General features: G+C 38.0%; 17 protein-coding genes. 1 reads left to right on the forward strand and 16 read right to left on the reverse strand.

The annotated features are described in order from the left end of the window. Positions 1-360: 360 nt before the first annotated feature. The 3 genes from ACJZU6_RS07870 to ACJZU6_RS07880 form a co-directional block, all read right to left on the reverse strand. Positions 361-3516 (reverse strand): chitinase C-terminal domain-containing protein, encoded by a 3156-nt coding sequence (locus ACJZU6_RS07870; protein WP_408900023.1) that lies wholly within the window; start codon positions 3514-3516, stop codon positions 361-363. Between the two features lie 414 nt (positions 3517-3930). Further along, complete coding sequence (locus tag ACJZU6_RS07875; protein WP_408900024.1) at positions 3931-4560, reverse strand: DUF2057 family protein; 630 nt, start codon at positions 4558-4560, stop codon at positions 3931-3933. Positions 4561-4739: 179 nt separating this feature from the next. Further along, a complete protein-coding gene (locus tag ACJZU6_RS07880; RefSeq protein WP_408900025.1) occupies positions 4740-5930 on the reverse strand; it encodes a class I SAM-dependent methyltransferase in 1191 nt (396 codons plus the stop codon). Between the two features lie 211 nt (positions 5931-6141). On the opposite strand from ACJZU6_RS07880, the gene yccX reads away from it, so the two are divergent. Then, positions 6142-6414 (forward strand): acylphosphatase, encoded by a 273-nt coding sequence (gene yccX / locus ACJZU6_RS07885; protein ID WP_080157709.1) that lies wholly within the window; start codon positions 6142-6144, stop codon positions 6412-6414. Positions 6415-6504: 90 nt separating this feature from the next. Here the strand turns inward: yccX and tusE are convergent, their stop codons facing one another. The 13 genes from tusE to ebgA form a co-directional block, all read right to left on the reverse strand. Next, positions 6505-6834, reverse strand: coding sequence for a sulfurtransferase TusE (gene tusE, locus ACJZU6_RS07890; protein WP_080157708.1), 330 nt, complete (start codon positions 6832-6834; stop codon positions 6505-6507). A gap of 148 nt (positions 6835-6982) precedes the next feature. Next, complete coding sequence (locus ACJZU6_RS07895; RefSeq protein WP_080157707.1) at positions 6983-7651, reverse strand: Bax inhibitor-1/YccA family protein; 669 nt, start codon at positions 7649-7651, stop codon at positions 6983-6985. Positions 7652-7878: 227 nt separating this feature from the next. Beyond that, positions 7879-8652, reverse strand: a complete 774-nt coding sequence (locus tag ACJZU6_RS07900; protein ID WP_080157706.1) for an amino acid ABC transporter ATP-binding protein — start codon at positions 8650-8652, stop codon at positions 7879-7881. Between the two features lie 13 nt (positions 8653-8665). Then, the gene (locus ACJZU6_RS07905) at positions 8666-9763 is read right to left on the reverse strand and encodes an amino acid ABC transporter permease (RefSeq protein ID WP_080157705.1); all 1098 of its coding nucleotides are present in this window, start codon (positions 9761-9763) and stop codon (positions 8666-8668) included. Between the two features lie 2 nt (positions 9764-9765). After that, complete coding sequence (locus ACJZU6_RS07910; protein ID WP_408900026.1) at positions 9766-10965, reverse strand: amino acid ABC transporter permease; 1200 nt, start codon at positions 10963-10965, stop codon at positions 9766-9768. Between the two features lie 83 nt (positions 10966-11048). Next, positions 11049-12080, reverse strand: coding sequence for an amino acid ABC transporter substrate-binding protein (locus ACJZU6_RS07915; protein ID WP_080157703.1), 1032 nt, complete (start codon positions 12078-12080; stop codon positions 11049-11051). A gap of 203 nt (positions 12081-12283) precedes the next feature. Continuing rightward, positions 12284-13507, reverse strand: a complete 1224-nt coding sequence (locus ACJZU6_RS07920) for an OFA family MFS transporter (protein ID WP_408900027.1) — start codon at positions 13505-13507, stop codon at positions 12284-12286. A gap of 274 nt (positions 13508-13781) precedes the next feature. After that, positions 13782-15008 (reverse strand): sodium/glutamate symporter, encoded by a 1227-nt coding sequence (gene gltS / locus ACJZU6_RS07925; protein ID WP_327771174.1) that lies wholly within the window; start codon positions 15006-15008, stop codon positions 13782-13784. An 845-nt stretch (positions 15009-15853) separates the two neighbouring features. Next, positions 15854-16195 (reverse strand): hypothetical protein, encoded by a 342-nt coding sequence (locus tag ACJZU6_RS07930; RefSeq protein WP_080157700.1) that lies wholly within the window; start codon positions 16193-16195, stop codon positions 15854-15856. 102 nt (positions 16196-16297) lie between these two features. Then, entirely contained in the window at positions 16298-19381 is a 3084-nt protein-coding gene (locus ACJZU6_RS07935; protein ID WP_408900028.1) for an EAL domain-containing protein, read from the reverse strand. A 195-nt stretch (positions 19382-19576) separates the two neighbouring features. Then, positions 19577-21007: an amino acid permease gene (locus ACJZU6_RS07940; RefSeq protein ID WP_080157698.1), complete on the reverse strand. Its 1431-nt coding sequence runs from the start codon at positions 21005-21007 to the stop codon at positions 19577-19579. Positions 21008-21156: 149 nt separating this feature from the next. Next, entirely contained in the window at positions 21157-21609 is a 453-nt protein-coding gene (locus ACJZU6_RS07945; RefSeq protein WP_080157697.1) for a beta-galactosidase subunit beta, read from the reverse strand. Beyond that, positions 21609-24686: a beta-galactosidase subunit alpha gene (gene ebgA, locus ACJZU6_RS07950; protein ID WP_408900029.1), complete on the reverse strand. Its 3078-nt coding sequence runs from the start codon at positions 24684-24686 to the stop codon at positions 21609-21611. Before ebgA ends, ACJZU6_RS07945 begins: the two co-directional genes overlap by 1 nt. Between the last annotated feature and the right edge of the window lie 178 nt (positions 24687-24864).

The following is a 24864-nucleotide window of genomic DNA, read 5'->3' on the forward strand; positions in this document are numbered from 1 at the left end:
TAAATGAAGGATTAATTTAATTATGGATAACAATAGCTTATTAATATGAACATCATTTAATTAAGTAAAGGAAGTTAGATTAATCTAAAGCTAAAAAAAGCTTGTCTATAGGAAATGGTGTTTTTTTAAATAATTGATTTTATTGATTATTTTTGTTTTGTTTTTTTAAGTATAAATATTTAAAATATATTGTAAATAATAATGTTAGCGACGTATTAATCAACATTGTTTGGTAAATAAATAAAATAGAAACAAATAAACATGAACATAAGATGAAGAAAAATAAATAATGGCTATTCATATTGCCAAATATAAAGAACAGCACCGATATTATTAATAACATCGGTGCTGTTTTATAGATTAAATATTACAAACTTTACTCCAACTACCATCACTTCCAGGTATTGATGAGGTATACCAGTTCGCTTTATAGATCACGTTGTTGTAAATGATTTGATCGCCTGAACCTGCGTGGCTAGGATTGCCTTGCCAGTCAGTTTGCGGCCAATTAGGGTAGGTATTGATACCATTAGTCGAACAATCACCACCTTCGCCACCGCCACCACCCGTATTTAAATCACCAAGAGGTAGGTTAGGTTGCTCAAATTTAAAGGCATATTCTTTGCTATTAATAATGACAGCATAGTTAGCTGGACCTGTAATTGGTAGATAGTACACCATGTCTAGTTCATACTCACCACCAGCAGGAAGTGCTTTCCATGCAGGTAGTGAGAAGGCGACGCGGTGCATAACACCATCTAAACCACCGATATTATCACTACGGCTATGGCCTGATGAAATGACTTTTAAGCCGCCACCGGATTGATCTTTTGCATTGTCAGGTGCAGATACTGGTATATCAAACTGGAATTCAGTGCCTCCGGGAATATCAATGCCAGTATTGTTAGTGAATGTGATTTTCGGATTAATGGGGTAATTTTGATCACCAACCTTAAAACCAGAAATTGCTACGCTGATATCAACGGCTTCTGTTGGAATTGCCGCGACAGCAATAGTATTACCGTAAGGTGTTGCTGATTTAAATTTATCATAAATGGCTTTGGTCATGGTGTTACCCATGTGGTATTCACCGTTACCTGTTTGACAGGACTGTTCTGATACATCGATACCGGCGCGATTACCATTAGCATCAAATTGATAGCAGTTGTAATCTCCTGCTAATTCCCAGAACATGATGCCGCCAATTTCTTTATCTATAATGTAGTCGGCTTTAATATTGATAGATTCTTTATCTTCAGTAGATAAGAAGACTTTTTTATCCGCATTCCATAACCAAGGTGAAACTGCAATGTCATCAAAGTGACGCTGATAGCTTCCCACAAATTTATCTTGTGGGTCATTAATCGGATCAAGACCATATGCCGCAGTATATGAGCCATAGATACCATTGGCTAAGTTCATCGCATGCCACATTGGGTTTGAGCCCGCGCCCATCTCTTGACCTAATGCGTTTTTATCATGCCACATGTTATCGATACCGACAGCACCGTTACCACAGTTGTTTTTCTCTCCTTCGCCAGTACCCGCAGCACATTCAGATTGGTTAGGCAGGGCCGCTTTACCCCATAAACCATTTTCACCTCCGGTTACCCCTTGCCAACCACGCGTATAATAAGGCACACCAATATTAATACGTCCTGCTGGCATTGAACCACGGAAGTAATGGTAAGCCCAATCGGTGTTAAGATACCCTATGCCGCCATAGGCTTCTGTACCATATACATTCCATGCTGCAAGTTCTGAATCTTTACCTGTGTCATACAGTGCTGCGTTATGCCCAACATGATCATTCCATGCACCATGTAGGTCATAAGACATTATATTGACATAATCGAGGTATTGAGTAATTGCCATCGTTTCCATACCACGTAATAGATATGCAGATGATGGTGCTGCGATGGTTAACATATAATGCACGCCATCAGCAGCACTTGCCGCATCGACTTTAGCGCGCAATACACGCATCAATTCATGATAAGAACGCATGAGATATGGGCGACGTGATTCAGAAAAGACTTTATCGTCTGGATTACCGGCACCGGCCATTGAGGTTGGGTATTCATAGTCAATATCAAGTCCATCAAACTTGTATTTCTTCATCATTTCGACAGCTGAATTTGCAAATTTTTCAATTGCTGAATGATTGATACTGCCATCGGCATTGGTGGTCATAGTATAGAAACCACCATCAGCGACACGATTACCTTCAGTATCGAAGTGACCACCCGTTTCAGCCCAACCGCCAATGGAAATTAATGTTTTAACATCATATTTTTCTTTAGCTGTTGCAAGTGCACCAAAATGGCCTTTGAAACCTAAGGCTGGATCAACCTCTACATCTGGCCATTGCTGACCTACTGCTGGGTTATTTGGGTCGTTAACATCACCAATATTGACTTTTCCATCAGCACCAATACTGACAAAAGCGTAGTTAATATGCGTTAATTGTTCCCATGGAATATCATTGACGAGATAGCTACTTTGCGGATCATCACCTGCACGCCAACTTGTAAAGTAGCCAATAACACGACGTGGGTGATCGACGCCCATTTTTTCACGGCCATCTTGATCATAAATTGTGCAGTACGGGACAGTAATGCCTTCAGTTTGGTAGAGCCCGTCAGGACGACAGTTTTTCGCCGTATCATCACCGTTAACCGTAATAGCTGTGGCAGTAGAATCTGTTGTTTCACCTAAATTATCAGTTGCACGAGCATAAAGGCGAGTGGTACCAGTTTGGGTTGTGGTATATACCAAACTGTAAGGGGCGGTAGCTGTGGTGCCAACTAATGTACCATTAGCAAAGAAATCTACTTTATCAACTTGACCATCGCTGTCCATGGCATCGGCAGTGATTGTAATAACATCACCAAGCTCAACGATGGTGGCTGATGTTGTGATACTGATTGTCGGAGCTTGGTTTTCAGGAGCACTATCGTTAACGGTGATAATAACCATAGCCTTATTACTAATAGCATCGTCATTATCATAAGCAATGGCGGTTAATACATGCTCGCCTGCGGTAGCTGACCAAGTTAAACTATAAGGCACTTGGGTGTCAGTACCAATGATTTTACCATCAACACTGAATTCAACTTTGGTTATTGTGCCGTCATTATCATCGGCATTAACACTGATAGTAATCTCATCACCTGTTGTAATTTCTGTGGCTGCAGTTGGTGAGGTAATGTCAGCGGTTGGGGCAATATTATCGATTGGAGGTGGAGTACCAAGGCAGGTATCAAGCGTTAACCAATTACTGTATTGGCCGCTGTGAGTTGCAGGGCTGTTATTTTGTGTCCAATAATTAGCCTTATAAGCGGTTTTATTTTGCTGTACTTTATCCCCTCCGTTATAAACTTTATTGCTTTCCCATTCCGCTATATTCGTACAATCAATGGCTGCTTGGGCATTAAATGCGAATAAGCAGGACAAGCTAAGGGTACTTAGTGTAAAAAGTCCTTTTCTTGCTATTCCATGTTTCCCACGGTTCATATGTAATCCTTTTGTTTAATTATTGAAATAACACCAGTAATAAATCTGTGTTTATTTACTTTTTACGTGTCATAAAAAAACTATAAGTGCAGTCTGGTTATTTGCATCAATAAATGTCGGTATCTTCATACGAAGTCGCGAAAAAATGTTATCACTATGTAAAAGTTTATTTATTTGTTGAATTAAGCGCACTTTATTGAGCAGTACATTAATGCTAATAAGGCTATGTTGATGTACTGAGCATTAAATGAAAGGGAGTAGAGGTGGAAAATAAAATGAGGGATGTATCTTAATAAGAAACCTTTATATTCACTTCCCTTATTTTTGACCATAGAGATGAAAAAGAAGGGAAGGAAAAGATAAATAATTAATCTTTACTGAGTAAGAAAAGATTAATTATTAAGTAGCAAAATATTACTTATTAATGCTTGTTTTGAAACTTTGTTTAGTTGTGGTGTCTGCTTTATTATACCAGTAATTCAACATCTTAGTGACATATTCTTGATCGATATTAGCGTCTTTTGTTGCTGGGGCGACAGGTTGCATACGCTGTATTTCAGTTGCGGTAACAACCGATGCTAATGCTGCCGGACCTTTACTTAAATTATATTTTGCAATTTCTTGTGGGAAGTCGCGGCTAATTTGAAAGCCATTTTTAATTAACACATCGTGTTTAAATGGAATGTCGCTTCCATCAGCAGAAAGCAAAGACATTGTTGGTTGATTATTGAATTTCTGTGCTTGGTAAGCACTTGAAATCTTGGGTAGTTGCAATGTATATGTTGCGTCATTACCAGAGAATGTCATTACCACGACTTCTGAACGAAATAAGTGGGTATCGCCGTTTTCACGGTAATTTTTATCATAGCGAAAAGCGATTTGATTACTACCATTATTTAATGTTTGAGGTGCATTACCTTCCGCATTAACACCATTAACGAGAACCAGCTGAGCCGATTGAGGTAGGTTAAGTGTAACATCTGCAAATGATGAAAAGCTGATGCTACACGCAGCTAAAGAGAGGAGGGCTGTACGCAGTTTCATGTCGATTCCTTTTGAGTACGAATAATGAATAATATGAATTAGGTAAAGTGCGGTTATTGTATTCTGATCTTTACGATGTTGACAAATAACTGCCGAAATAAATATTTAATAATGATTTTGTTGGTATAAAAAAACCCAGTGTCGACTGGGTTTATGGTATCTCTATGCTAAATTGTGCATTATTTCACGTAACACGCAAAACCTTTAAGGTAGAAACCTTCAGGGTAGGCACTGTCTAGAGGATGATCGGCCGCTTGGCTGAAACGTTCAATAAACTGTACGTCACGATGCGCATCAAGTGCTGCATCTGCAATGATTTTTTGGAATAAACCATTATCCATTAAACCAGAGCAAGAGTAAGTTAATAGCATACCGCCAGGTTTTAGGATTTGCATTGCTAACATATTGATGTCTTTGTAACCACGACAAGCACCAACTAGCTGAGATTTAGACTCGGCAAATTTAGGTGGGTCCATAATAACAACATCAAACAGCTCGTCACGTTCACGGTACTCACGTAGTAATTTAAATACATCAGCATTTACAAACTGTGCATTTTCAACGGGGTAACCGTTAACTTCTGCATTAAGTAGCGCAGTATCAAGTGCTGGTTGAGAAACATCAACGTTAACTACTTCACTTGCGCCGCCTTTTAGTGCGTACAAGCCAAAACCGCCAGTATAGCAGAAACAGTTTAATACGCGCTTACCGTTAACGTATTTAACAGATGCTTCGCGACTATCACGTTGATCAAGGTAGAAGCCTGTTTTGTGGCCACCAACGATATCAACGTTAATTTTAACGCCATTTTCTTCGATAGTGACAAATTTAGGTGGCTCTTCACCATGCAGAACGCCAGTGCGTTGCTTTAAGCCTTCTTTTTTACGAACAGAAACATCTGAACGTTCGTAAATATTACAACTTGGGTAACATTGTTTTAATGCTTCAAGAAGTACTTCACGTTGTGCTTCTGCACCTGCACTCAATAGTTGGCACACTAAGTAATCTTGGTAGCGGTCGATAGTGATACCAGGAAGGCCATCAGATTCAGCGGCAATTAAACGGTAGCCTGTAAGGCCATCGCGAGCGGCTAAGACATCACGTAGACTTTGTGCTGCATTTAGGCGGTTAACAAAGAAGTTAACGTCAATGGCTTCATTTTTGTTGAATGTCCATACGCGAACGCGAATTTGTGACTGCGGAGAATACGCACCACGTGCTAGCCATTCGCCTTTATTATCGTAAACATCAACGGTTTCGCCTAATTCTGGTTTTCCTTCAATGCGATCAATACCGCGAGAAAAAACCCAAGGGTGGCGACGGCGTAGTGATTTTTCACGGCCTTTTACCAAATAAATAGAAGCAGTCATGACATGCCCAGTATGGAATTCGAGTGGGGGCATATTATGTTGTGCTGGCTAAGTAAAATCAAATGAAAAAGCCTAAGTTGGTATATAAACCTGCGATTGCATACTAAATAAACCTTGTAACATCATTGTTTTTTGCCTAGCAACTATCAAAATCTTGTAATAATGCCGCTAAAATAGAACCAAGGTCAGCATAAAAAGAAGAGTAAATATTATGGCTCGATGTTGTATAAAAACGCAGGTAATAGGGCATGTACAAGGGGTTGGTTTTCGATTTCATACCGCCCATCAAGGTTTGATGCTTGATTTAACTGGGTATGCGAGGAACTTAGCCGATGGCAGTGTTGAGGTCTTTGCCTGTGGTGAACAAGAGAATATTGATAAGCTTATTGAATGGCTACAGCATGGTCCTAAAACAGCAACGGTTGAGTGGCTTACAACAGAGACTTTAGTGTGGCAGCACTTAGATGGATTTAAGATGAATTAGAGACGGTTATTATAATAACCAAACCAAACCAAACCAAACCAAACATATAGGAAAATATCGCCAGTTATGTTTGGTTTGCTGTATTGTTATTTAGATACACTTAACAGGTTTAGGTAACCCTGCTAATTTTGTTGCTTGCTTTGCTGGTCCTTTAGGAAATAAGCGATAGAGGTAACGCGAGCTACCCTTTTCTTCACCATATTGTTTAGACATGGCTTTTACCAGCATACGAACAGCGGGTGAGGTATTAAATTCAAGGTAAAACTCACGAACAAAGCGAATCACTTCCCAATGAGCTTCTGATAATTCAATATCTTCTTCTGCGGCAAGTTGTGCGACAAGATCTTCCGACCAATCATCCACATTTTTTAGATAACCTTGGGCATCGGTATCGATTTGTACACCATTAAATTCAAGCATAGTAGACCTCTCTATTTCTAACGCAGCAAGAATAGTGATTCACTTGTCTGCCTGCAAGTAAAAAACAAAAAGCCCGCATTAAATGCAGGCTTTTTTTTAGTTCGTTATTCGTTACGATAAGTGCATTATCGTAAGTTCATCACTGTGATTAATTATCGCTGCTATTTACTACACCTAGAATCTGAAGCAAGCTTAAGAATAGGTTGTAGATAGAAACGTATAATGTAACCGTTGCTGAGATATAGTTTGTTTCGCCACCACGCACGATTGACTGTGTAGTCAATAGAATTGCCGCTGATGAGAACAATACAAACATACCGCTAATTGCGAGTGATAGCATTGGCATCTTTAAGAAGATGTTTGCTACAACAGCAACGATAATCGCAATGAAACCCGCCATTAGCATACCGTTAAGGAATGATAAATCACGTTTCGTTGTTAATGCGTAAGCTGAACAAGCAAAGAATGTTAGTGCGGTACCACCGAGCGCTGTCATAACAACATGCCCCATGCCTGCACCCACATACATATTTAAGATTGGGCCAAGGGTATAGCCCATAAAACCTGTCAATGCGAATACAAATACTAGACCAAGGCTGCTATCACGGTTACGTTCAGTTAAGAAAATTAAGCCGTAGAAACCAACAAGAAGAATGATCCAATGTACAGGTGGAACATTCATAACCATTGCTATGCCAGCTACAACAGCAGAGAACAATAACGTCAGCGATAGTAAGAAATAAGTGTTACGTAAAACCTTATTGGTTGACAGCACGCCTTCGTAACCATTGTCACGATTGACCATACGTTCGTTCATAAGTGTTCCCCTTAGGGTAGTTATGTTAATTCTATTAAAGCTATATATGAGGCTAAACAATACGAATTGCAAGCGTAAACTCAAGCTTTATATTGATTTATCTGCCATCAAGCATATTATAAGTGATTGAACATTAAAATACTTTGTTCATTAATTTTCATGTATCGTTAAGTTGTAACTAAGTGTTACCTCAATAAGGCTTACTTTAATGGTGGCAGTTTCAGCCATTAGTGCAATATTTGCTGCAAAAAAAGTTGAGTTCGATCGGATTTTGGATTATCAAAAAAGTCATGAGGATTGTTTTCTTCAATGATTTCACCTTGATCCATAAAGATAACCCGATCAGCGACTTGGCGCGCAAACCCCATTTCATGAGTAACGCATAACATTGTCATGCCTTCATTCGCCAGTTCAACCATAACATCCAATACTTCCCGTACCATTTCTGGATCAAGTGCAGACGTTGGTTCATCAAATAACATGACTTGTGGATTCATACATAACGAACGGGCGATAGCAACGCGTTGTTGTTGTCCTCCTGATAGTTGACCGGGATATTTATGGGCTTGATCTGGAATTTTAACTCGCTCTAAATATTGCATAGCCAATGCATTAGCTTCTTTCTTTGGCATTTTTTTTACCCAAATAGGGGCTAAGGTGCAGTTTTCTAATACGGTTAGATGTGGGAATAAATTAAAATGCTGAAAACACATGCCGACTTCTTTACGAATTAACTCAATATTTTTCAAATCTCCAGTAATGTCTTGTCCTGCAACAGAAATTTTACCTTGCTGATGTTCTTCTAAATAATTAATGCATCGGATCATGGTTGATTTCCCTGATCCTGAAGGACCACAAATAACGATCTTTTCTCCTTTACGGACTTTTAAATTAATATTTTTAAGTACATGAAATTGACCATACCATTTATTTACATCCGTAAGTTCGATAACCCACTGCGTATTATCTGGTGTGATTGAAGTGTTATTGGTCTTTGTCATTATGCAATCCTTGCTAATGTTGATGCCCAGTATGTAATTTATTTTCTAGATAGATACTGTATCTAGACATACTAAAACAAAAAATCCAGAAGACGAAAGCGACAAAAACGTAGCTTTCAGTAGCAAAACCTAACCATTCAGGATCGCTGGTGGCGGCTTGTCCTATCCCTAATACATCAAACATACCAATAATAAGTACCAAACTGGTGTCTTTAAATAAGCCAATAAAGGTATTTACAATTGATGGGATAGTGATTTTTAAAGCTTGGGGTAACACAATAAGAGAGGTTTTTCGCCAGTAACTTAACCCTAAAGCATCAGCGGCTTCATATTGGCCTTTGGGTATTGCTTGTAAACCGCCACGGATCACTTCTGCCATATAAGCCGCACTGAACATGACGACACCTATTAAGGCTCTGATTAATTTATTTGTTTCTAATTCTGAACTTAAAAACAGCGGCAACATTACTGATGCCATAAATAAGACGGTAATTAACGGCACACCTCGCCAAATCTCAATATAGACAGTACAAATACTACGAATGATCGGCATTTCTGAGCGTCGCCCGAGCGCTAATACAATGCCGATGGGTAACGATACCACAATGCCAACAATGGCAATGATCAAGGTAATGAGTAATCCGCCCCATAAGTGCGTTTCAATGATGGGTAGCCCCGCAACTCCACCATATAAAAGAAAACCGACAATAAAGGGATATATATTAACGAAGAAAAGCCAAATCCAACCGCGATAGGGGGTCTTTTCATAGGCTAATAAGGTAATGAAAACAGCCAATGTGACATAAAATAATTTAGGTCGCCATAATTCAGTACTGGGATAGAAACCAAACATGAATTGATCAAATCGTACTTTAATAAAAGTCCAACATGCGCCGGTAAGGGTACAAGCATCACGTGAGTCGCCTTGCCAATTGGCATTAATTAATGCCCAATCAATGATCCCCCATAAACCAATAATGGCAAAATAGCCTAAAAGTAAAGTGATTATTGTATTGAAGGCAGAAGAGAATAGATGTTGCCGTAACCATCCAATAATACCCACTGTATTTGTTGGTGGGGGTAAATTGGGTAGAAATTGATGTTTATTCATACTTACCTCTCAACCAAAGCCATTTTCTTGTTATAGATATTCATTAGCAGTGATGTAATTAAACTCAAGCTTAAATAAACCGCCATTGTCATTGCGATGATTTCAATCGCTTGTCCTGTTTGATTTAAGGTGGTACCAGCAAAGACCGAGACCAGATCGGGATAACCAATTGCCATCGCCAGCGAGGAGTTTTTAGTTAGGTTTAAATATTGACTAGTAAGGGGCGGAATAATAATCCGCATCGCTTGTGGAATCACAATTAAACGTAGGGTTCTATTACGGGTTAAACCTAAGGCTTCAGCAGCTTCTGTTTGGCCATGGTTAACCGCATTAATCCCTGATCGTACAATTTCAGCAATGAAAGCAGCGGTATAAATACTCAGTGCCAGTAAAAGTGCGGCAAGTTCGGGTAACACGGTAATTCCGCCACTGAAATTAAATCCTTTGAGAGCGGGATAATCGATACTAATCGGTTTACCACTTATAAAGAACGTTAATAATGGCAATAAAATAATAACCGTGAAATTAACGAGAAGTACGGGGGATTGTTTACCTGTATTTTGTTGTTTTTTCTTAGCGTAATAGTGATAACTTATCGCGATGAGTAGAGCAATAAAGAAAACGATAAAAATAATACCAGAGCCTTGTTCGAAAATAGGGCTAGGGACAGATAACCCACGTACATTAAGGAAAATACTCTCGCCAAATTGTAGACTTTGTCTTGGGGATGGCAGTACTTGTAAAACAGCAAAGTACCAAAAGAAGATTTGTAGTAATAATGGAATATTACGAAAAATTTCGATATAAAAAGCTGCAAAATGACTGACTAACCAATTAGGTGATAAGCGTGCGATGCCTATGATAAATCCTAATATCGTGGCTAATATAATCCCGAGAACCGCAATTAATGCGGTGTTGAGTAGACCGACAAAAAAAGTACGACCATAACTGAAGGTTTCATCATAATCGATAAGAGTCAGCCCAATTCCAAATCCTGCTTCTTGATCAAGAAAATCAAAGCCAGTGGCAATTCCTCGAGTTTCAAGGTTGGTTAAGGCGTTATTGACGACACTATAAAAGAAAAAAATCAGTGCAATGATAGCGATGACTTGAAAGATAATGGCGCGAAAAGTCGGGTTATAAATTAAATTTTTAGTGCGAGATTTCGTTTGCGACTTATTAGTATGCGTTAGAAATGCCATACAACATCCTCATATCCATTGAGATGGATAGAGGGAGCCATAACGACTCCCTTTTTCATATACGAACTTAAAAGAGACGGTTATTAACGGATAGGCGGTGCATATTGGATACCACCATTGCTCCATAATGCATTTAATCCACGTTTAATTTTAAGTGGTGATCCTAAACCGACAGTACGTTGGAAGCTTTCATCATAGTTGCCTACTTGTTTAATGATTTGGAAACCCCAATCATCATTTAACCCCAAACCTTTACCTTTCGGGCCATCAAGACCAATTAGACGACGAATGTTCGGATCTTTTGAGTCTTTTTTCAGTTGGTCAACGTTGGCAGAAGTAACATCAAATTCTTCAGCATTAATCATAGTAAATAATGTCCAACGCACAATATTGAACCATTGGTCATCACCTTGACGAACAACTGGGCCAAGGGGCTCTTTTGAAATTATTTCAGGTAGAATGATGGCTGATGTTGGATCTTTAAGGTTTAAGCGTAGGGCATATAAGCCAGATTGGTCGGTGGTAAGTACATCACAACGTCCAGAGTCAAAACCTTTTGATGTTTGAGGGGCGGTATCAAAGACGACGGGTTTATATTTCATACCATTAACACGAAAATAATCAGCTAAATTAAGTTCGGTTGTCGTGCCTGATTGTACACAAACAGCTGCACCATCAAGCTCTTTTGCACTTTTTATACCCATGTCTTTTTTGACCATGAAACCTTGGCCATCGTAGTAGTTGACGCCAGTAAAGTTAAGCCCAAGTGAGGTATCACGGTGCAGTGTCCAGGTTGTATTACGCGATAAAATATCAATTTCACCAGATTGAAGGGCGGTGAAGCGTTCTTTTGCAGTGAGAGGGATATATTTAACTTTGGTTTTATCTCCTAATGTTGCTGCGGCAACAGCTTGACAGAACTCAACATCAAGACCTTCCCATTGACCTTTAGCATTTGGGTTTGAAAATCCGGGTAAGCCAGCACTAACACCACATTGGACATAACCTTGTTTTTTTACTTTATCGAGTGTGTTGTCAGCTGCATTGACGTTTATTGTAAATAGCGTAGCTGATGCAGCAAGTGCCGCCAATACGCCGGTTATTTTATTAGCCATTAGTAAGTACCTTCCTTGTCTGATCAATAGTTAAAGCAACATGTCGTAAGTAACTTAATTATCGATAGGTTATTAACAAAACACTAACAATTACAAGTATAGGAAAATATGTACAAAGGGCTAGTTTTGCGGGTAATTGGTTGGAAATAAAAACGACAAAGCCCAGCATAAGGCTGGGCTTTATTGCTAATTCATGTGGTTGATTACGCAGAGGCCAGTTTTTTCTCTAGCGCTTTGGCATCGACTTTTTTAGTAATAACTGACAATACAACGGCGACAGCAATCATGGCTGAACACACAGTATAAGCCAATGTATAAGTCCCTGTGGTATCGACAGCAAATGCTGCAACAACAGGACCGATAAAGCCACTCACACCCCATGCAGTGTAAAGTACACCATAGTTAGCACCGTAGTTTTTCAGGCCATAGAAATCAGCAATAATAGATGGGAATACAGCCAGTAATGTACCGTAGCCAACACCAGCGATTGCTGCACCAATGATCAGTGTAAACTCAGAGTCAAATGTAGCGAACATCACCATATTGATACCCTGCATAACAAAAGCGATCATCAGTGTTTTTACACCACCAATTTTGTCTGACAGTATGCCTGCCACAACACGTCCGCCTGAGTTAAAGATAGCAAGGATCACAACTAGGTAAGCGGCATCCGTGATGTTTGCTTGTGTAGCTGCAATAGATGTAATGTTACCAATAATCATTAAACCAGCCGCAGAAGCAAAAGCATACATTACCCATAGTGAGTAAAATTGTGGTGTTTTCAACATGCCTCGCCAATTAATATCAACAGGCTTCGCTGATTTCGCTTTATAACCTGCAGGCACTTCTGGTACATAATTGGCTGGTGGATTATTGATGGTAAACGCGAGTGGTACTGCGATAACTAATACCGCGATACCTAAGATAAGGAAGCTAGTGTTGATACCATACTTTGCAATAAGTGTAGATGTTAGTGGGGCTAGATAAACTGCAGCCAGACCAAAACCTGCTGCAATAAGGCCATTAACTAAGCCCTTTTTCGATGGATGGAACCATTTCATTGCTGATGGGCTTAAGCAAGCGTAACCAAATCCGATACCACTACCTGTCATTACACCAAACGTAAGTACTAGCATCATTGGGGTCGTTGCAAAACTTGAGATGATCATGCCTAAGCCGACCATTATTGTACCTAGAATCAATACACGACGAGGGCCCATGCGATCTTGAAGGATACCAGCAACTAACAGCGATAAAGCAAAAGTAATAATAGCAATAGTGTAAGGGAGTGATGCATCTGCATTCGACCAACCTAAATTAACTACGAGTGCTTTTTTAAAAACACTCCAAGCATAAAGGATACCCATACATAAGTTGATACAAAAACCTGCTACCAAGATTTGTATAGCACGATCAAATTTTTTCATAGAGAACTCAATTAATTTACACTTAACATTGGTGTTAAATCGGAATCCACACAATGATAAACGGGTGATTTAATATGGTGACTAAAGTCAAACTTTAGAAAGAGCGCGGAGTGTAACAACATAAAGAAAATATGATATTGCTCAGACATTCCTTGTTACAAAACAGCAATGTAACCATGATAAAATTGATGGGGTAAGCAGGGACGTAGATTTAAAACAAAAAAAGAGAAGATATGCTATATCTTCTCTTTTTTTTAACAACGGGTAATGCTATTTAGTGGCCAAGGAAACTGATGTAACCTTGAAGAATAATAAGGTTAGTGATATCGATAAAGAAAGCACCAACAATCGGCACAACCATAAAGGCTTGTGGCGATGGCCCATTACGAGAAACTAACGAACCCATATTCATTACAGCAGTAGGGGTTGCACCCATACCGAAGCCACAGTGACCGCCTGCAATAACCGCAGCATCATAGTTACTGCCCATTACACGGAAAGTAACAAAATAGGTAAATAAGCCGAGTACTACCGTTTGGACTGCCAGAATAATCAACATCGGCATTGCCAGATCCATCAGCTCCCACAAGTGCAAGCTCATCAGTGCCATTGCTAAGAACAGTGACAATGATATGGTACCAAGAGCATCCACTGTTTCTTTATTGATTTTATAGCATTTAGTCCCTTCACAGATATTGGTAATAAAAACACCAATAAATAGAGCATAAACAAATTCAGGAATACGTAATGCACTGATTCCGAAACTATCTACAAAATCTTTAAAGTGTGAAGCACCAGCAACACAAACCAATAAAATGAATAGCACTTCAATGGTATTTTTTGAGGTAATACGGTCTTCTTCACGGTCGCTATACGTGATCAGATCTGGGTGTTCAATGTGATGGTTACCACTTTCACCGAAATCGGATTTTAGCTTATGCTTATTGATCAAGCGTTGCGCAATTGGACCACCAATAATACCCCCCATGATCAAACCAAACGTTGCTGCCGCCATCGATAATTCTAGCGTGTTTAAACCATAATCAGTTGCAAAAGTCTGAGACCAAGCAGCACCAGTACCATGACCACCTGAAAGAGTGATAGAACCAACGATAAGACCAAGTAATGGATCTAAACCTAAAGCTTTACTCATACCTACGCCAACAGCATCTTGAATGATGATAAATACTGTTGCGATACCTAAGAATAGGAATACGCGTGAGCCACCCTTCATTAGCAGTTTATAGCTAGCAGCAAGGCCTACGGTTGCAAAGAACATTTGCATTAATGTGTCTTGCATACTTAATTTGAAACTAATGTCATAACCTTGAAAGTGGAAAAAGGTAATAATAAAGGCAATGACAAGTCCACCGACGATAGGCTCTGGAATATTATATTGTCTTAAAATCTTGACTTTCGTATTGATAAAGTAGCCAAGAAAAAGCACGATTATTGCAATAAGCAAAGATTCGAGCTCATTAACATGAATTGATGTTGTCATTTAAAATCTTCTTTTTTACTTCTTTGATGCTAATTTTAACTCCAAAAAGACATTCTTACCATATTGCTATTGTTGTTGCTCTATGCTAGATGGTGCCTATTTTGAGTGCTTGGGTATTTATATATTATTGAGTAGTCGTTTTTTTATATGGTTTATTGTTAAAATTTTGCACTTTGTTGTTAATTGTTAGTTTGCATTGTGTTTTGTTATTTATTGTCTATTTAAATACGCTTTAGTCGGCGTTTTTTTGCTTTATTAATATGGTTAATTTTTCAGAATCAACGCGTTATATTTTAGTGGGGTGACTTTTAAACTATAGGGTATAGCGTTCTTTTTATTTAATGGCTGTAATACAAAGGTTAAATTGAAAATTTAGTTGTTGGTAATGTGATTAAAAAAAAAGGGTTAATTCTCATAACCTGAGAAATACACCTAGTTAGCTAAAACAGTATTATTTGGTCTTTGAAAAAAAAGTATAAAAACTAGAAAAAAACTTATGAAACATCGTTCAAAATACTAAAAAGAGGCTATTTTTGCCTTTATGGGCTATTAAATGCGACTAATTACATTTTTATTAATGACTATTTCCCTTATTTATAGATAACGAATGAAATAAATTATGCGTTAGCTAACCTATTGCTTATAAAGTCTTATCTCATAGTGTGAGAATAATATTAATACCTTATTTTTATGCGTAATCTTGCGGCAGGAAGAAGAAAAACAAAGCAGCTTATGATAATGAAGGAAATAGGGTATTAATGGTAACGATGAGAATGTATCGCTACCACTAAGTTACAATGATGAGAGATGAAAAATATATATTTGGGTTGGCTTCTAGCAAAAAGCTACTCAGCGCTGTATTTTTTTAACTTTAGATCTTTTTTCAGTTGTTGAATGTACGCAATGCGATCAGGGTCTGCTGGGCGAGCATCGTTTTGACGCTCTTGTTGAGCTTGAGCTTCACTTGGGAGCACACAACGTCCACGAATACGTTGGTGATATTGTTTCGTTTCTTGTTCTGCACGTAATGTGGCTTGTTCTTGCTCTTTTGCCATCGCTTCACGTGCTTTACTCTGATCGGTAGCATCAACCACAATATAAGCATTGCGCTTTTGCATTCTATTTGGCTGCTGACCAAATTGTTCCCGTTGCTTAATAAAGTTATCTAAGTGATCACTAAAACTCATTGTGACGTCCTACGAAGTAATCAAAAAAGAATCCACTTATGATTAACAATAAAATGGCGTATATCTATAATGATAAGCTACAACGTTGAATAAGAGAACCTCTTATATAATGTTCTCTGATATTTGCCGTTGTTGATGTAAATATTGGCGATTAAAATTATCACGAGTAAGGGGTTTGTTGAAATAGAATCCTTGAAATTCTTCAACACCAAGCGCTTCAAGTGCAATGACTTGTTCTCTATTTTCTACTCCTTCTGCGACAATGGTTAGGTCAAGGTTGTGAGCAAGATTGATAATTGCTTCAATGATAGTAATGCTGTCTTTGTTATAAGGTAAGGCTTTAACAAACTCTCGGTCTATTTTTAGTATATTAATGGGAAATCGACTCAGATAGGCGAGAGAAGAATACCCCGTACCAAAATCATCAATAGCAATTTTAACGCCAAGTGTTTTGAGCGCGATCAGTTTTTGATAGGCTAATTCAATATCTGTCATTAAAACACTCTCTGTGATCTCAAGCTCGAGGTAGGCAGGATCACAATCGGCTTTTTTTATCGCTTGTTTTAAAATGGCGGTTAAATTGGATTCAAGTAATTGCTGGGCTGAGATATTAATTGCCATACTGATATTGAGTCCTTGCTGTTGCCATTGTTTAAGCTGATAGCAGGCTTTTTCAATAAGGAATATGCCTGCTTCTAGAATTAAACCGGATGACTCAAGTAATGGAATAATATCGACAGGAGCTTGATAATCTCCATGTCGATCACGCCATCGTAGTAGGGCTTCTACGCCAGTTAATGAGTGTGAGTGGGCTAATACTTTTGGTTGATAGTAGAACTCATAACGATCTGTGTTGATAGATTTTCGTAATTCAGATTCGAGTTCTAGCTTGTGTGTCGTTTCTGTTTCCATTGTAGGATTAAAATAGCAATATTGATTTTTAGATTTATCTTTAGAGTAACTGAGAGCTATATTTGCATTTTTAATTATTTTTTCAGCTGTTATCGAAGTGTTTTTTTGCAATGAAATACCAATACTGGCTGAAATTGAAATCAATTTACCATCATAGCTGATGGGGGCATGAATATTGTTGAGTAATCGGTTTGCTAAATGATCAATATTTTTACGATGCTGAACAGATTGGATAACGACACCAAATTGGTTGTTATTCAATCGCGATAAAAGATTAACAGCTCTGAGATTTGATCGAATACGTTTTGATATAATAACGATTATTTTTTCTTTCTTCTCATTATCTAAAGAATCATGTAATTGTTTGAATAGATCAATCTCAATAACTAAAACAGATATTTTAGAATTGTTGATTTTTGAATACACTAATGATTCATTTATTTTCTTAATAAACATATTTCGATTAGGAAGTGATGTTAACTGATCATAATGTGCTAGATGATCTAACTGATGTTCATAGTTTATACGTTCTGTAATATCTTTACTGGTTGATATGTAATTACTGATTCGTCCATTATCGTCACGAATAGGGGAAATAGTATTATCAAGATATTGAATACTATTATCTTTGTTTTTTTGAGAAATAATACGCTGAATCGTTTTCCCTTGATTAAGTTTTGATTGAATATCGTCTATTTTATCTTTGTCATTAGTATAGCGTTTGAAGATAGTCTTACTATCTAATCCAATGATATTCGTATAATTATCCCCTACGCTTTTCTTATATGAGCTATTCACATATTGAATAAATCCGAATTTATCAGTAATGATCACCGCTTCTTCGCTTTGTTCTACAGCTCTAGATAGTCCTTTAAGTTTTTGTTCTCGTTTAATCCATGATGTTACGTCAATAATATGCAACATTATGTTATCGTGACCATTGTTATTAACTTTAGTAGCAATAATTTCGATGTGTTTTTTATGGATTTTTAGTTGTGTTTTTTGCTGTATATTGTATTGCATATTATTGATTTTTTTTAATAATGCAACCATGTCACTTTTTGTATCAATTGATGGTATATACGAAATTAAGTTTTTATTAGTAATATCATTTTTTAAATCTAAAATAGAAAGTGCAGCTGCATTAATGGCTGTTATTTTTTTATACTCATCTATTATCACTATACCTGAATCTGTGTTTTCAATTAGTGAGTGATAACGACGGCTATCTGTTTTTCTGCTCTTATTTATTTTCTGTATTTCATTTTTTTGGTTGTTAATATAATAAATAACAAAAATGCCACCAATGAAGGTTAATATAATAATTACATAGTTAATATAAATATTATAAGATGGTTTTTTACTGAGAAATTGATAGCTATCCGTTAATGTAACTTTTGATATTAATATCCAAGGTGATAAGTTTCCATATTTAAAATCAAGCATCGATTTTAATGATACAGGGGTGAAAATAGGGGAGTAGGTATAGATAGTATTATCTTTTAATATTTGTTGATGATTATAATTTTTTATTTCTTTCCATAATACATAATTTGATTTTTTGAAGTTTTTTGTTTTATTAACAAATGGCTGTCTATTTTCGGTAATATGATTTTGTTCAATATTAACTAATGTTTGGCCTTGGTTATTAACAATCCAGGATTGCAGAGGTAATGAGTGATTTGTTTTTGATGTGATAAGAAGATCGGATAGATTTTGTTGTTCTATTTTTACAACCCATGAAATATTTTGCACCGTCATATGTTGATAATACGCGATAGTGTTGATTGGCTCAGAGGCGGTATTAATATAAGTTTTATTGAATGGTAGTGCAAAAGCATGATCAATATTGCTCAATTCAGTAGCATCGGTGATAGCTTGATTATTTGTGACTATTATTTTTCCTTCTGTAGTAGTAAATATTTGTAAATAAGCGCTATTTTTATAATCAATAAGACTAATACTCTGTAATGTAGTATTGCTTGCGAGTATTTTATTGCTGAAAGTAATGAAATCATCACGCTGTGAGTGTGTCAGTGCCTGTTGCCAGGATTGTTGTTTTAAATAATCGCTGAGTTGCTCAAAGTGAGAGACAGTATGTGTAATCTGTTGTGTGATAAGTTGTTGTTGGTGGTATTGTTGCTGACGTTGTATTGTTTTTATACTATTGATTGTCTCATCATTATTTTGATTGTTGTCAGTGGCTACGTTTATTACTGTTAAAGTGAGTAATAAAAGAGAGAAAACTAAACTGACTCCTAGTGCTTGTCGCATAATATCCTTATAACATACCGTTAGATTTAACATCTAATGCACCAACTATATGCTATTGAACACATAAAGTTAAGATTATAAATATAATTTTGTGATGTATATGTAATCGTATGGTTGCTATTTGTGATTATTTAAACGTAAAAAGCCTTGAGAGGAAACTCAAGGCTAGAAAGTTATAGCGGTTAAATTTAATTACTAATTTGTCGTGGTTGTAGTTTCTAATGTGATTTTTTGCTCAGCTGCCAACTGGCTTTCATAGCGGTTATATTTCCACCATGCATAGCCAAGGAAGATAACAATACCACCGACGTTATAGAAGATAATCGTCATGATGTCGGCACCTGTTGGGAAAGTAGAAGCCAAGAAACCGATACTGAAGATACCAATTAGAATCGATACCATCACGATGCCTGTTGTACGTGAACCCATCTTAAAGTCACGTGGTAAGTGATCCAATTTTAGACGTAAGTTTAAGTAAGCAATCATAATAAACAATGGTGGTAGCATAGAAGCTGCCGCAGTCATGTTAATTACAGTGCTCATTAGTTCTTGTACTGAATCAGAACCTAACATTGGTACGATAAGTAGAGGTATTACAATGAAAAATTGCGCCCATGCTGCACGTGCCGGAACACCATTTTTGTTTAATTTAACGGTTTTCTCACCAAAAATACCTGCAGGGATCTCAGAGAAGAAAATTTTAACTGGTGTGGCTGTCCACATCAGTAATGAACCTAACATTGCCGTGAATGAAACAACACCAACGAAACGATTCATTACAATTTCAGGTAATCCATAATGGCGCGCTAAACCTTCAAATACTTGTACTGAACCACCAGTGAATTTCAGTGCTTCACGCTCAACAAATACGTTGATTAGTACAGATGAAACACAGTACAGACCACCGATAAAGATACCTGCAAAAATAATTACTTTTACAAACGCTTTGTGACCACCTTTAATATCATTAACATAAACCGACACAGACTCTGCTCCGCCAGCCGCCATAAAGATCCATGCTGTTACGCCAAAGAAGGCCCAGTTAATTTGCGGTGTTAATGCTTCTACTGTAATCGGATCTGCCGGTTGAATACCGCCCATTACCGCCGCACCTGCCAATATAATGTATGACAATGTTAGCACTAGCATAAATGACGAGGTGACAGAAGTGATTGGCCCCAACATCTTTGCGCCATTGGTTGATACATACGTAGCAAGGGCAAATAGCGCAATACTTAATAGTGTGGTCGTGGTTGGGGTAAATATATATTCATAGCCAAGGAACGCATAGGATGCATAAGCAATAACGCGCGGCAGTAATGAGGTAAAAAAGAATAGATTAACAAACCAATAGGTATAAGCGGCGAGGAATGCCCAACGTCCACCAAGAGAACTTTTAACCCACGCATAAACACCGGCTTCTGAGTCTTTATTCAGTGAAACAAATTCAGCAATGATTAAACAAAATGGGATGAAATAAAGTAAGGTAGCAATAAAGAACATAGGGGTAGAGGATAAGCCAATTTCGATATTGTTATTAATGACATTATTGAAACTGTATACCGCAGCAAAGGTCATCGATAGTAGACCAAATTTCCCTATGGTATTACGTTTTGATTCAGACATGAGAATCTCCGATGGATCACGTTTAGTATTGTAGGATGTCTATGTATTTAGCGACTAAACCAAATCATAGGTTATTGTTTTTATGCTTTATATTTGTTTCTTTTTTATTGCATAACCGCCAGCGATGATTAGCTGGCGGTTATGTTTAGTTATTTATTAAGGAAGTAACCGTCCTCAATGGTGACACGTAAAACGACTTTCTCAAGGTTGTCAGCGGCACTGAAACGGTGAGCTTGATGGTTTTCAAAAATTACCATTTGGCCTGCTTCTATGCGGTGGGTTTGGCCGGTACCAGCTAAGTATTCACGATCGGTTTCATCGCTGTATGGATGAACTTGCGTTAGTGTGTCTTTATCTGCACATTCAATGGTTTCACTGCCTGCAAGGTAGTAATGCACATCAAAATAACGACGATGACCGACAAAGTGCTCATTTGCGGTTGAAGGGCCATGTTGAAGTCGATAAGCCAGTGAATCACCCACAGAGTGGAAGACATTTGGTTGAATATTCGGGATATTTTCAATAGCCTCTACACAACGATTCCATTTACGACCATCGCGATATAGACTTTTGAACTGATCCAGTGATGCTAAAGTAATCATTATTTATCTCCACCGATACGTGTTGTGGTAAATGTTTGACTTGCTAAGTAACGGCTATCGCAATCTGCTTTACTAAATGGCACTAAGCTTAGTTGGTAACTAAAATCAGTAAAGTAAACACGATATGAGTCAAGTACTTCTGAACCCCATGAGTTAGAGCCTAAGCCCATAACTTGATGATCAAGATTGACCGTAATGTAACCACTTGGCTCAAGCTCATTAATGTGTTGTGCTTGATGGATATGTTGATTGGTGTAATGCCATGCGCTGAAATTAATTTCTTGCTTAGGTTTAACCAATAAACCTACGCCATGACGGTTCGTTAAACTTGCCCAACGCACATGTTGACGGTTGCCATTATTTTGTGGGAACGGATAGTTCTCAAACATATTGCTAACGGTAGTACTGTAGATATCAATAATGTTACTTTGACGGCTATCTTGGTAACTTTCTTCAGGGCCTCGGCCGTAGTATTCAACCTGATCAAATTGATTATTAATCCCTAAATCTAAACCGATAACAGGAATGACATGTGGGTAATCACCGTACTTATTGCCACTTAACGTCATGTTAACTTGACCTTGAGGACAAATTTCAAAACGGTATTGGCAACGCATACCAAAATCTAATACTGGTGGTGCAACAATACTGTTAGTGGTAACAATCACCTTACCTGCAACGTGTTCTACATTAATGCTGCGGAAATGCTCTTGCATAATTTGCAGATGAGCAGGGTGCCATAAACCTTCATATTCTTGCTTATGGTTATCAATCATCGGCTTGAAGAAGCTCATTGCAGGTGATGATGCAATCAGTTCATTATTTTGGCGTAGCCATGATGTAAGCTTGCCGTCGACTTTAGAAAAGCGCAGGGTAAAGTCATAACCACTAATTTCCCAATCAAGACGGTTTTCAATGACTGACAGTGGTATAGCATTGTTATTTTCAAATATTTCAGGATATGCAGTATTGGGTTTGGCTTGGTATTGGAAAATACCAAGTTCATGGTTAGCTTCGCTATATGCGGTGCGAGATTTTTTACGTATCGACACGTTTACAAACGTTTCACGTTGATCCATCACTGGCAGTGCTAATTCAATATCGCGTGATTCACCTGCCGCCAAACCTGTAACGGTAATTTGATTAAAGGTTAGCGTGTCGCCTTCAGCACGTACTGCGATATCAAATACCACGTCATCTAAGGTAGAGAACCAATATTTGTTAGTAACCGTAATGATACCTTTAGTGTGATCTTTAACGTTGATTTTTACCGGACAAATAACTTGTTTGTATTCACGTAAACCAGGGCCTGGAGTTTGGTCTGGGTAGACTAAGCCATCCATGCAGAAGTTATAGTTATTTGGATAATCGCTGTAATCACCGCCATATTTGTATACATCACGGCCATTTTCATCTTGTTCGTAAATGCCGTGATCACACCATTCCCATACAAAGTGACCTTGAATATGATCATGTTTATAGAACACATTTTGATATTCAGTCAGTCCACCAGGACCATTACCCATAGCATGAGCATACTCACAAATAATTCGTGGCTTAGCATGTGGGAATTCACCAAACTCATTCATCATTTGGGCGCGAGAGTACATAGTACTAATAATATCAACCACTTCAGCATCACGATCTTCTTCGTAATGGACTAGACGGGTATCATCAATCGCTTTGGTTGCTGCATACATTGAACGAATATTACAGCCGTAACCTGATTCGTTACCCAGTGACCACATAATGATTGAAGGGTGATTTTTTTGGGCGTGAATATGACGCTCAATACGCTCAACGAATACTTGTTCCCATGCAGGATCATCTGTGATCATGCTTAAGTTGCCAACATTCGCAAAGCCGTGAGTTTCAACGTCCGTTTCAGCCATCACAAATAAACCGTACTGATCACACAGTTCGTAAAAACGCGGATCATTAGGGTAGTGTGCTGTGCGTACTGCGTTAATATTGTGTTGTTTCATCAATACGATGTCTTTCTCGACACGATCCATTCCAACAGCGCGGCTGTTAAGGTGATCGTTATCGTGACGGTTAACCCCGTGGAGCATTACGTATTGACCGTTTATTTCAAACAGACCATTACGCACTTTAATATCGCGGAAGCCAACTCGTTGTGGAATCACTTCAATTATGATGCCATCAGCATCTCTTAGTGTTAGAAATAAGTGGTATAAATGCGGGTTTTCAGCCGTCCAATAGATTGGATTTACCATTTTGATTGCAAAATCGGTATGTGTCATACTGGCAATTGTTAGATTGGAAACGTTTCCATTGGCAACCTGATGTTGACCATCGTAAAGGGCATAATCAAGGCTATAGCCATTAACAATATCACCGCTGAGGTTTTCTAAATCAATTTTACAGCCCAAGGTTGCTGCTTGGTAATTATCATCAAAATCAGTACGTACAGTGAAATCACGTACGTGAACAGGCTCTTTACCGACTAAGTAAACATCACGGAAAATGCCCGCCATCCACCACATATCTTGATCTTCGATATAGGTTGAATCAGCCCATTGCATCACACGTACAGAAAGTAAGTTCTTGCCTGTATTAACAAAAGCAGAAATATCAAATTCAGCAGTTAAACGGCTGCCTTTACTAAAGCCAACATATTGGCCATTAACATAAACTTCAAAATAGGTTTCAACGCCGTCAAACTTAATAATCGTTTGTTTTTCATTCCAATTATCACCCAGGAGGAAGGTGCGCTGATATGCGCCAGTTGGGTTATTTGAGGGTACAAAAGGTACATCAATCGGGAAGGGGAAGCCTTCGTCTGTGTATTGTAAGTTACCGTGGCCTTCCATTTGCCACATGTTTGGTACTTGAATGCTTGTCCAGTCACTCATTTCTTGATGATAGAATTCTTCAGGAACAAGCAATGGGTTAGTGAAGAAATTGAATGTCCACTGGCCACTTAGCAACATGAAATGCTGACTTAAATCACGCTGAAAGCGTTGTGCTTTATTTAATGCGTTGTAAGAGAAAAAGTATGCACGAGGTGCCAGTCTATTTTCGCTAAGTAAGTTAATGTTTTCCCAGTTATTCACGATGCCTCCAAGACATGTTTTAATTATCTGGAGTTATTATTAAGTAAAATTTTACTAAAAAATATAGGTAAAACTTTGTTGTATTAACTCGATCACATTCTGTTTTGAGCTTTGTGAGGTCGACAACAAAAAAACTATTACAGATGATTATTTGAGTGATCTTGCTCTTGTTTTAAAC

The sequence above is a fragment of the Photobacterium piscicola genome (assembly GCF_046058925.1).
GTDB classification, from domain to species: Bacteria; Pseudomonadota; Gammaproteobacteria; order Enterobacterales; family Vibrionaceae; genus Photobacterium; species Photobacterium piscicola.

Coding starts and splice junctions, on each gene's coding strand:
- ACJZU6_RS07870 (WP_408900023.1), bottom strand. CDS start 3,516: ATGAACCGTGGGAAACATGGAATAGCAAGAAAAGGACTTTTTACACTA.
- ACJZU6_RS07875 (WP_408900024.1), bottom strand. CDS start 4,560: ATGAAACTGCGTACAGCCCTCCTCTCTTTAGCTGCGTGTAGCATCAGC.
- ACJZU6_RS07880 (WP_408900025.1), bottom strand. CDS start 5,930: ATGACTGCTTCTATTTATTTGGTAAAAGGCCGTGAAAAATCACTACGC.
- yccX (WP_080157709.1), top strand. CDS start 6,142: ATGGCTCGATGTTGTATAAAAACGCAGGTAATAGGGCATGTACAAGGG.
- tusE (WP_080157708.1), bottom strand. CDS start 6,834: ATGCTTGAATTTAATGGTGTACAAATCGATACCGATGCCCAAGGTTAT.
- ACJZU6_RS07895 (WP_080157707.1), bottom strand. CDS start 7,651: ATGAACGAACGTATGGTCAATCGTGACAATGGTTACGAAGGCGTGCTG.
- ACJZU6_RS07900 (WP_080157706.1), bottom strand. CDS start 8,652: ATGACAAAGACCAATAACACTTCAATCACACCAGATAATACGCAGTGG.
- ACJZU6_RS07905 (WP_080157705.1), bottom strand. CDS start 9,763: ATGAATAAACATCAATTTCTACCCAATTTACCCCCACCAACAAATACA.
- ACJZU6_RS07910 (WP_408900026.1), bottom strand. CDS start 10,965: ATGGCATTTCTAACGCATACTAATAAGTCGCAAACGAAATCTCGCACT.
- ACJZU6_RS07915 (WP_080157703.1), bottom strand. CDS start 12,080: ATGGCTAATAAAATAACCGGCGTATTGGCGGCACTTGCTGCATCAGCT.
- ACJZU6_RS07920 (WP_408900027.1), bottom strand. CDS start 13,507: ATGAAAAAATTTGATCGTGCTATACAAATCTTGGTAGCAGGTTTTTGT.
- gltS (WP_327771174.1), bottom strand. CDS start 15,008: ATGACAACATCAATTCATGTTAATGAGCTCGAATCTTTGCTTATTGCA.
- ACJZU6_RS07930 (WP_080157700.1), bottom strand. CDS start 16,195: ATGAGTTTTAGTGATCACTTAGATAACTTTATTAAGCAACGGGAACAA.
- ACJZU6_RS07935 (WP_408900028.1), bottom strand. CDS start 19,381: ATGCGACAAGCACTAGGAGTCAGTTTAGTTTTCTCTCTTTTATTACTC.
- ACJZU6_RS07940 (WP_080157698.1), bottom strand. CDS start 21,007: ATGTCTGAATCAAAACGTAATACCATAGGGAAATTTGGTCTACTATCG.
- ACJZU6_RS07945 (WP_080157697.1), bottom strand. CDS start 21,609: ATGATTACTTTAGCATCACTGGATCAGTTCAAAAGTCTATATCGCGAT.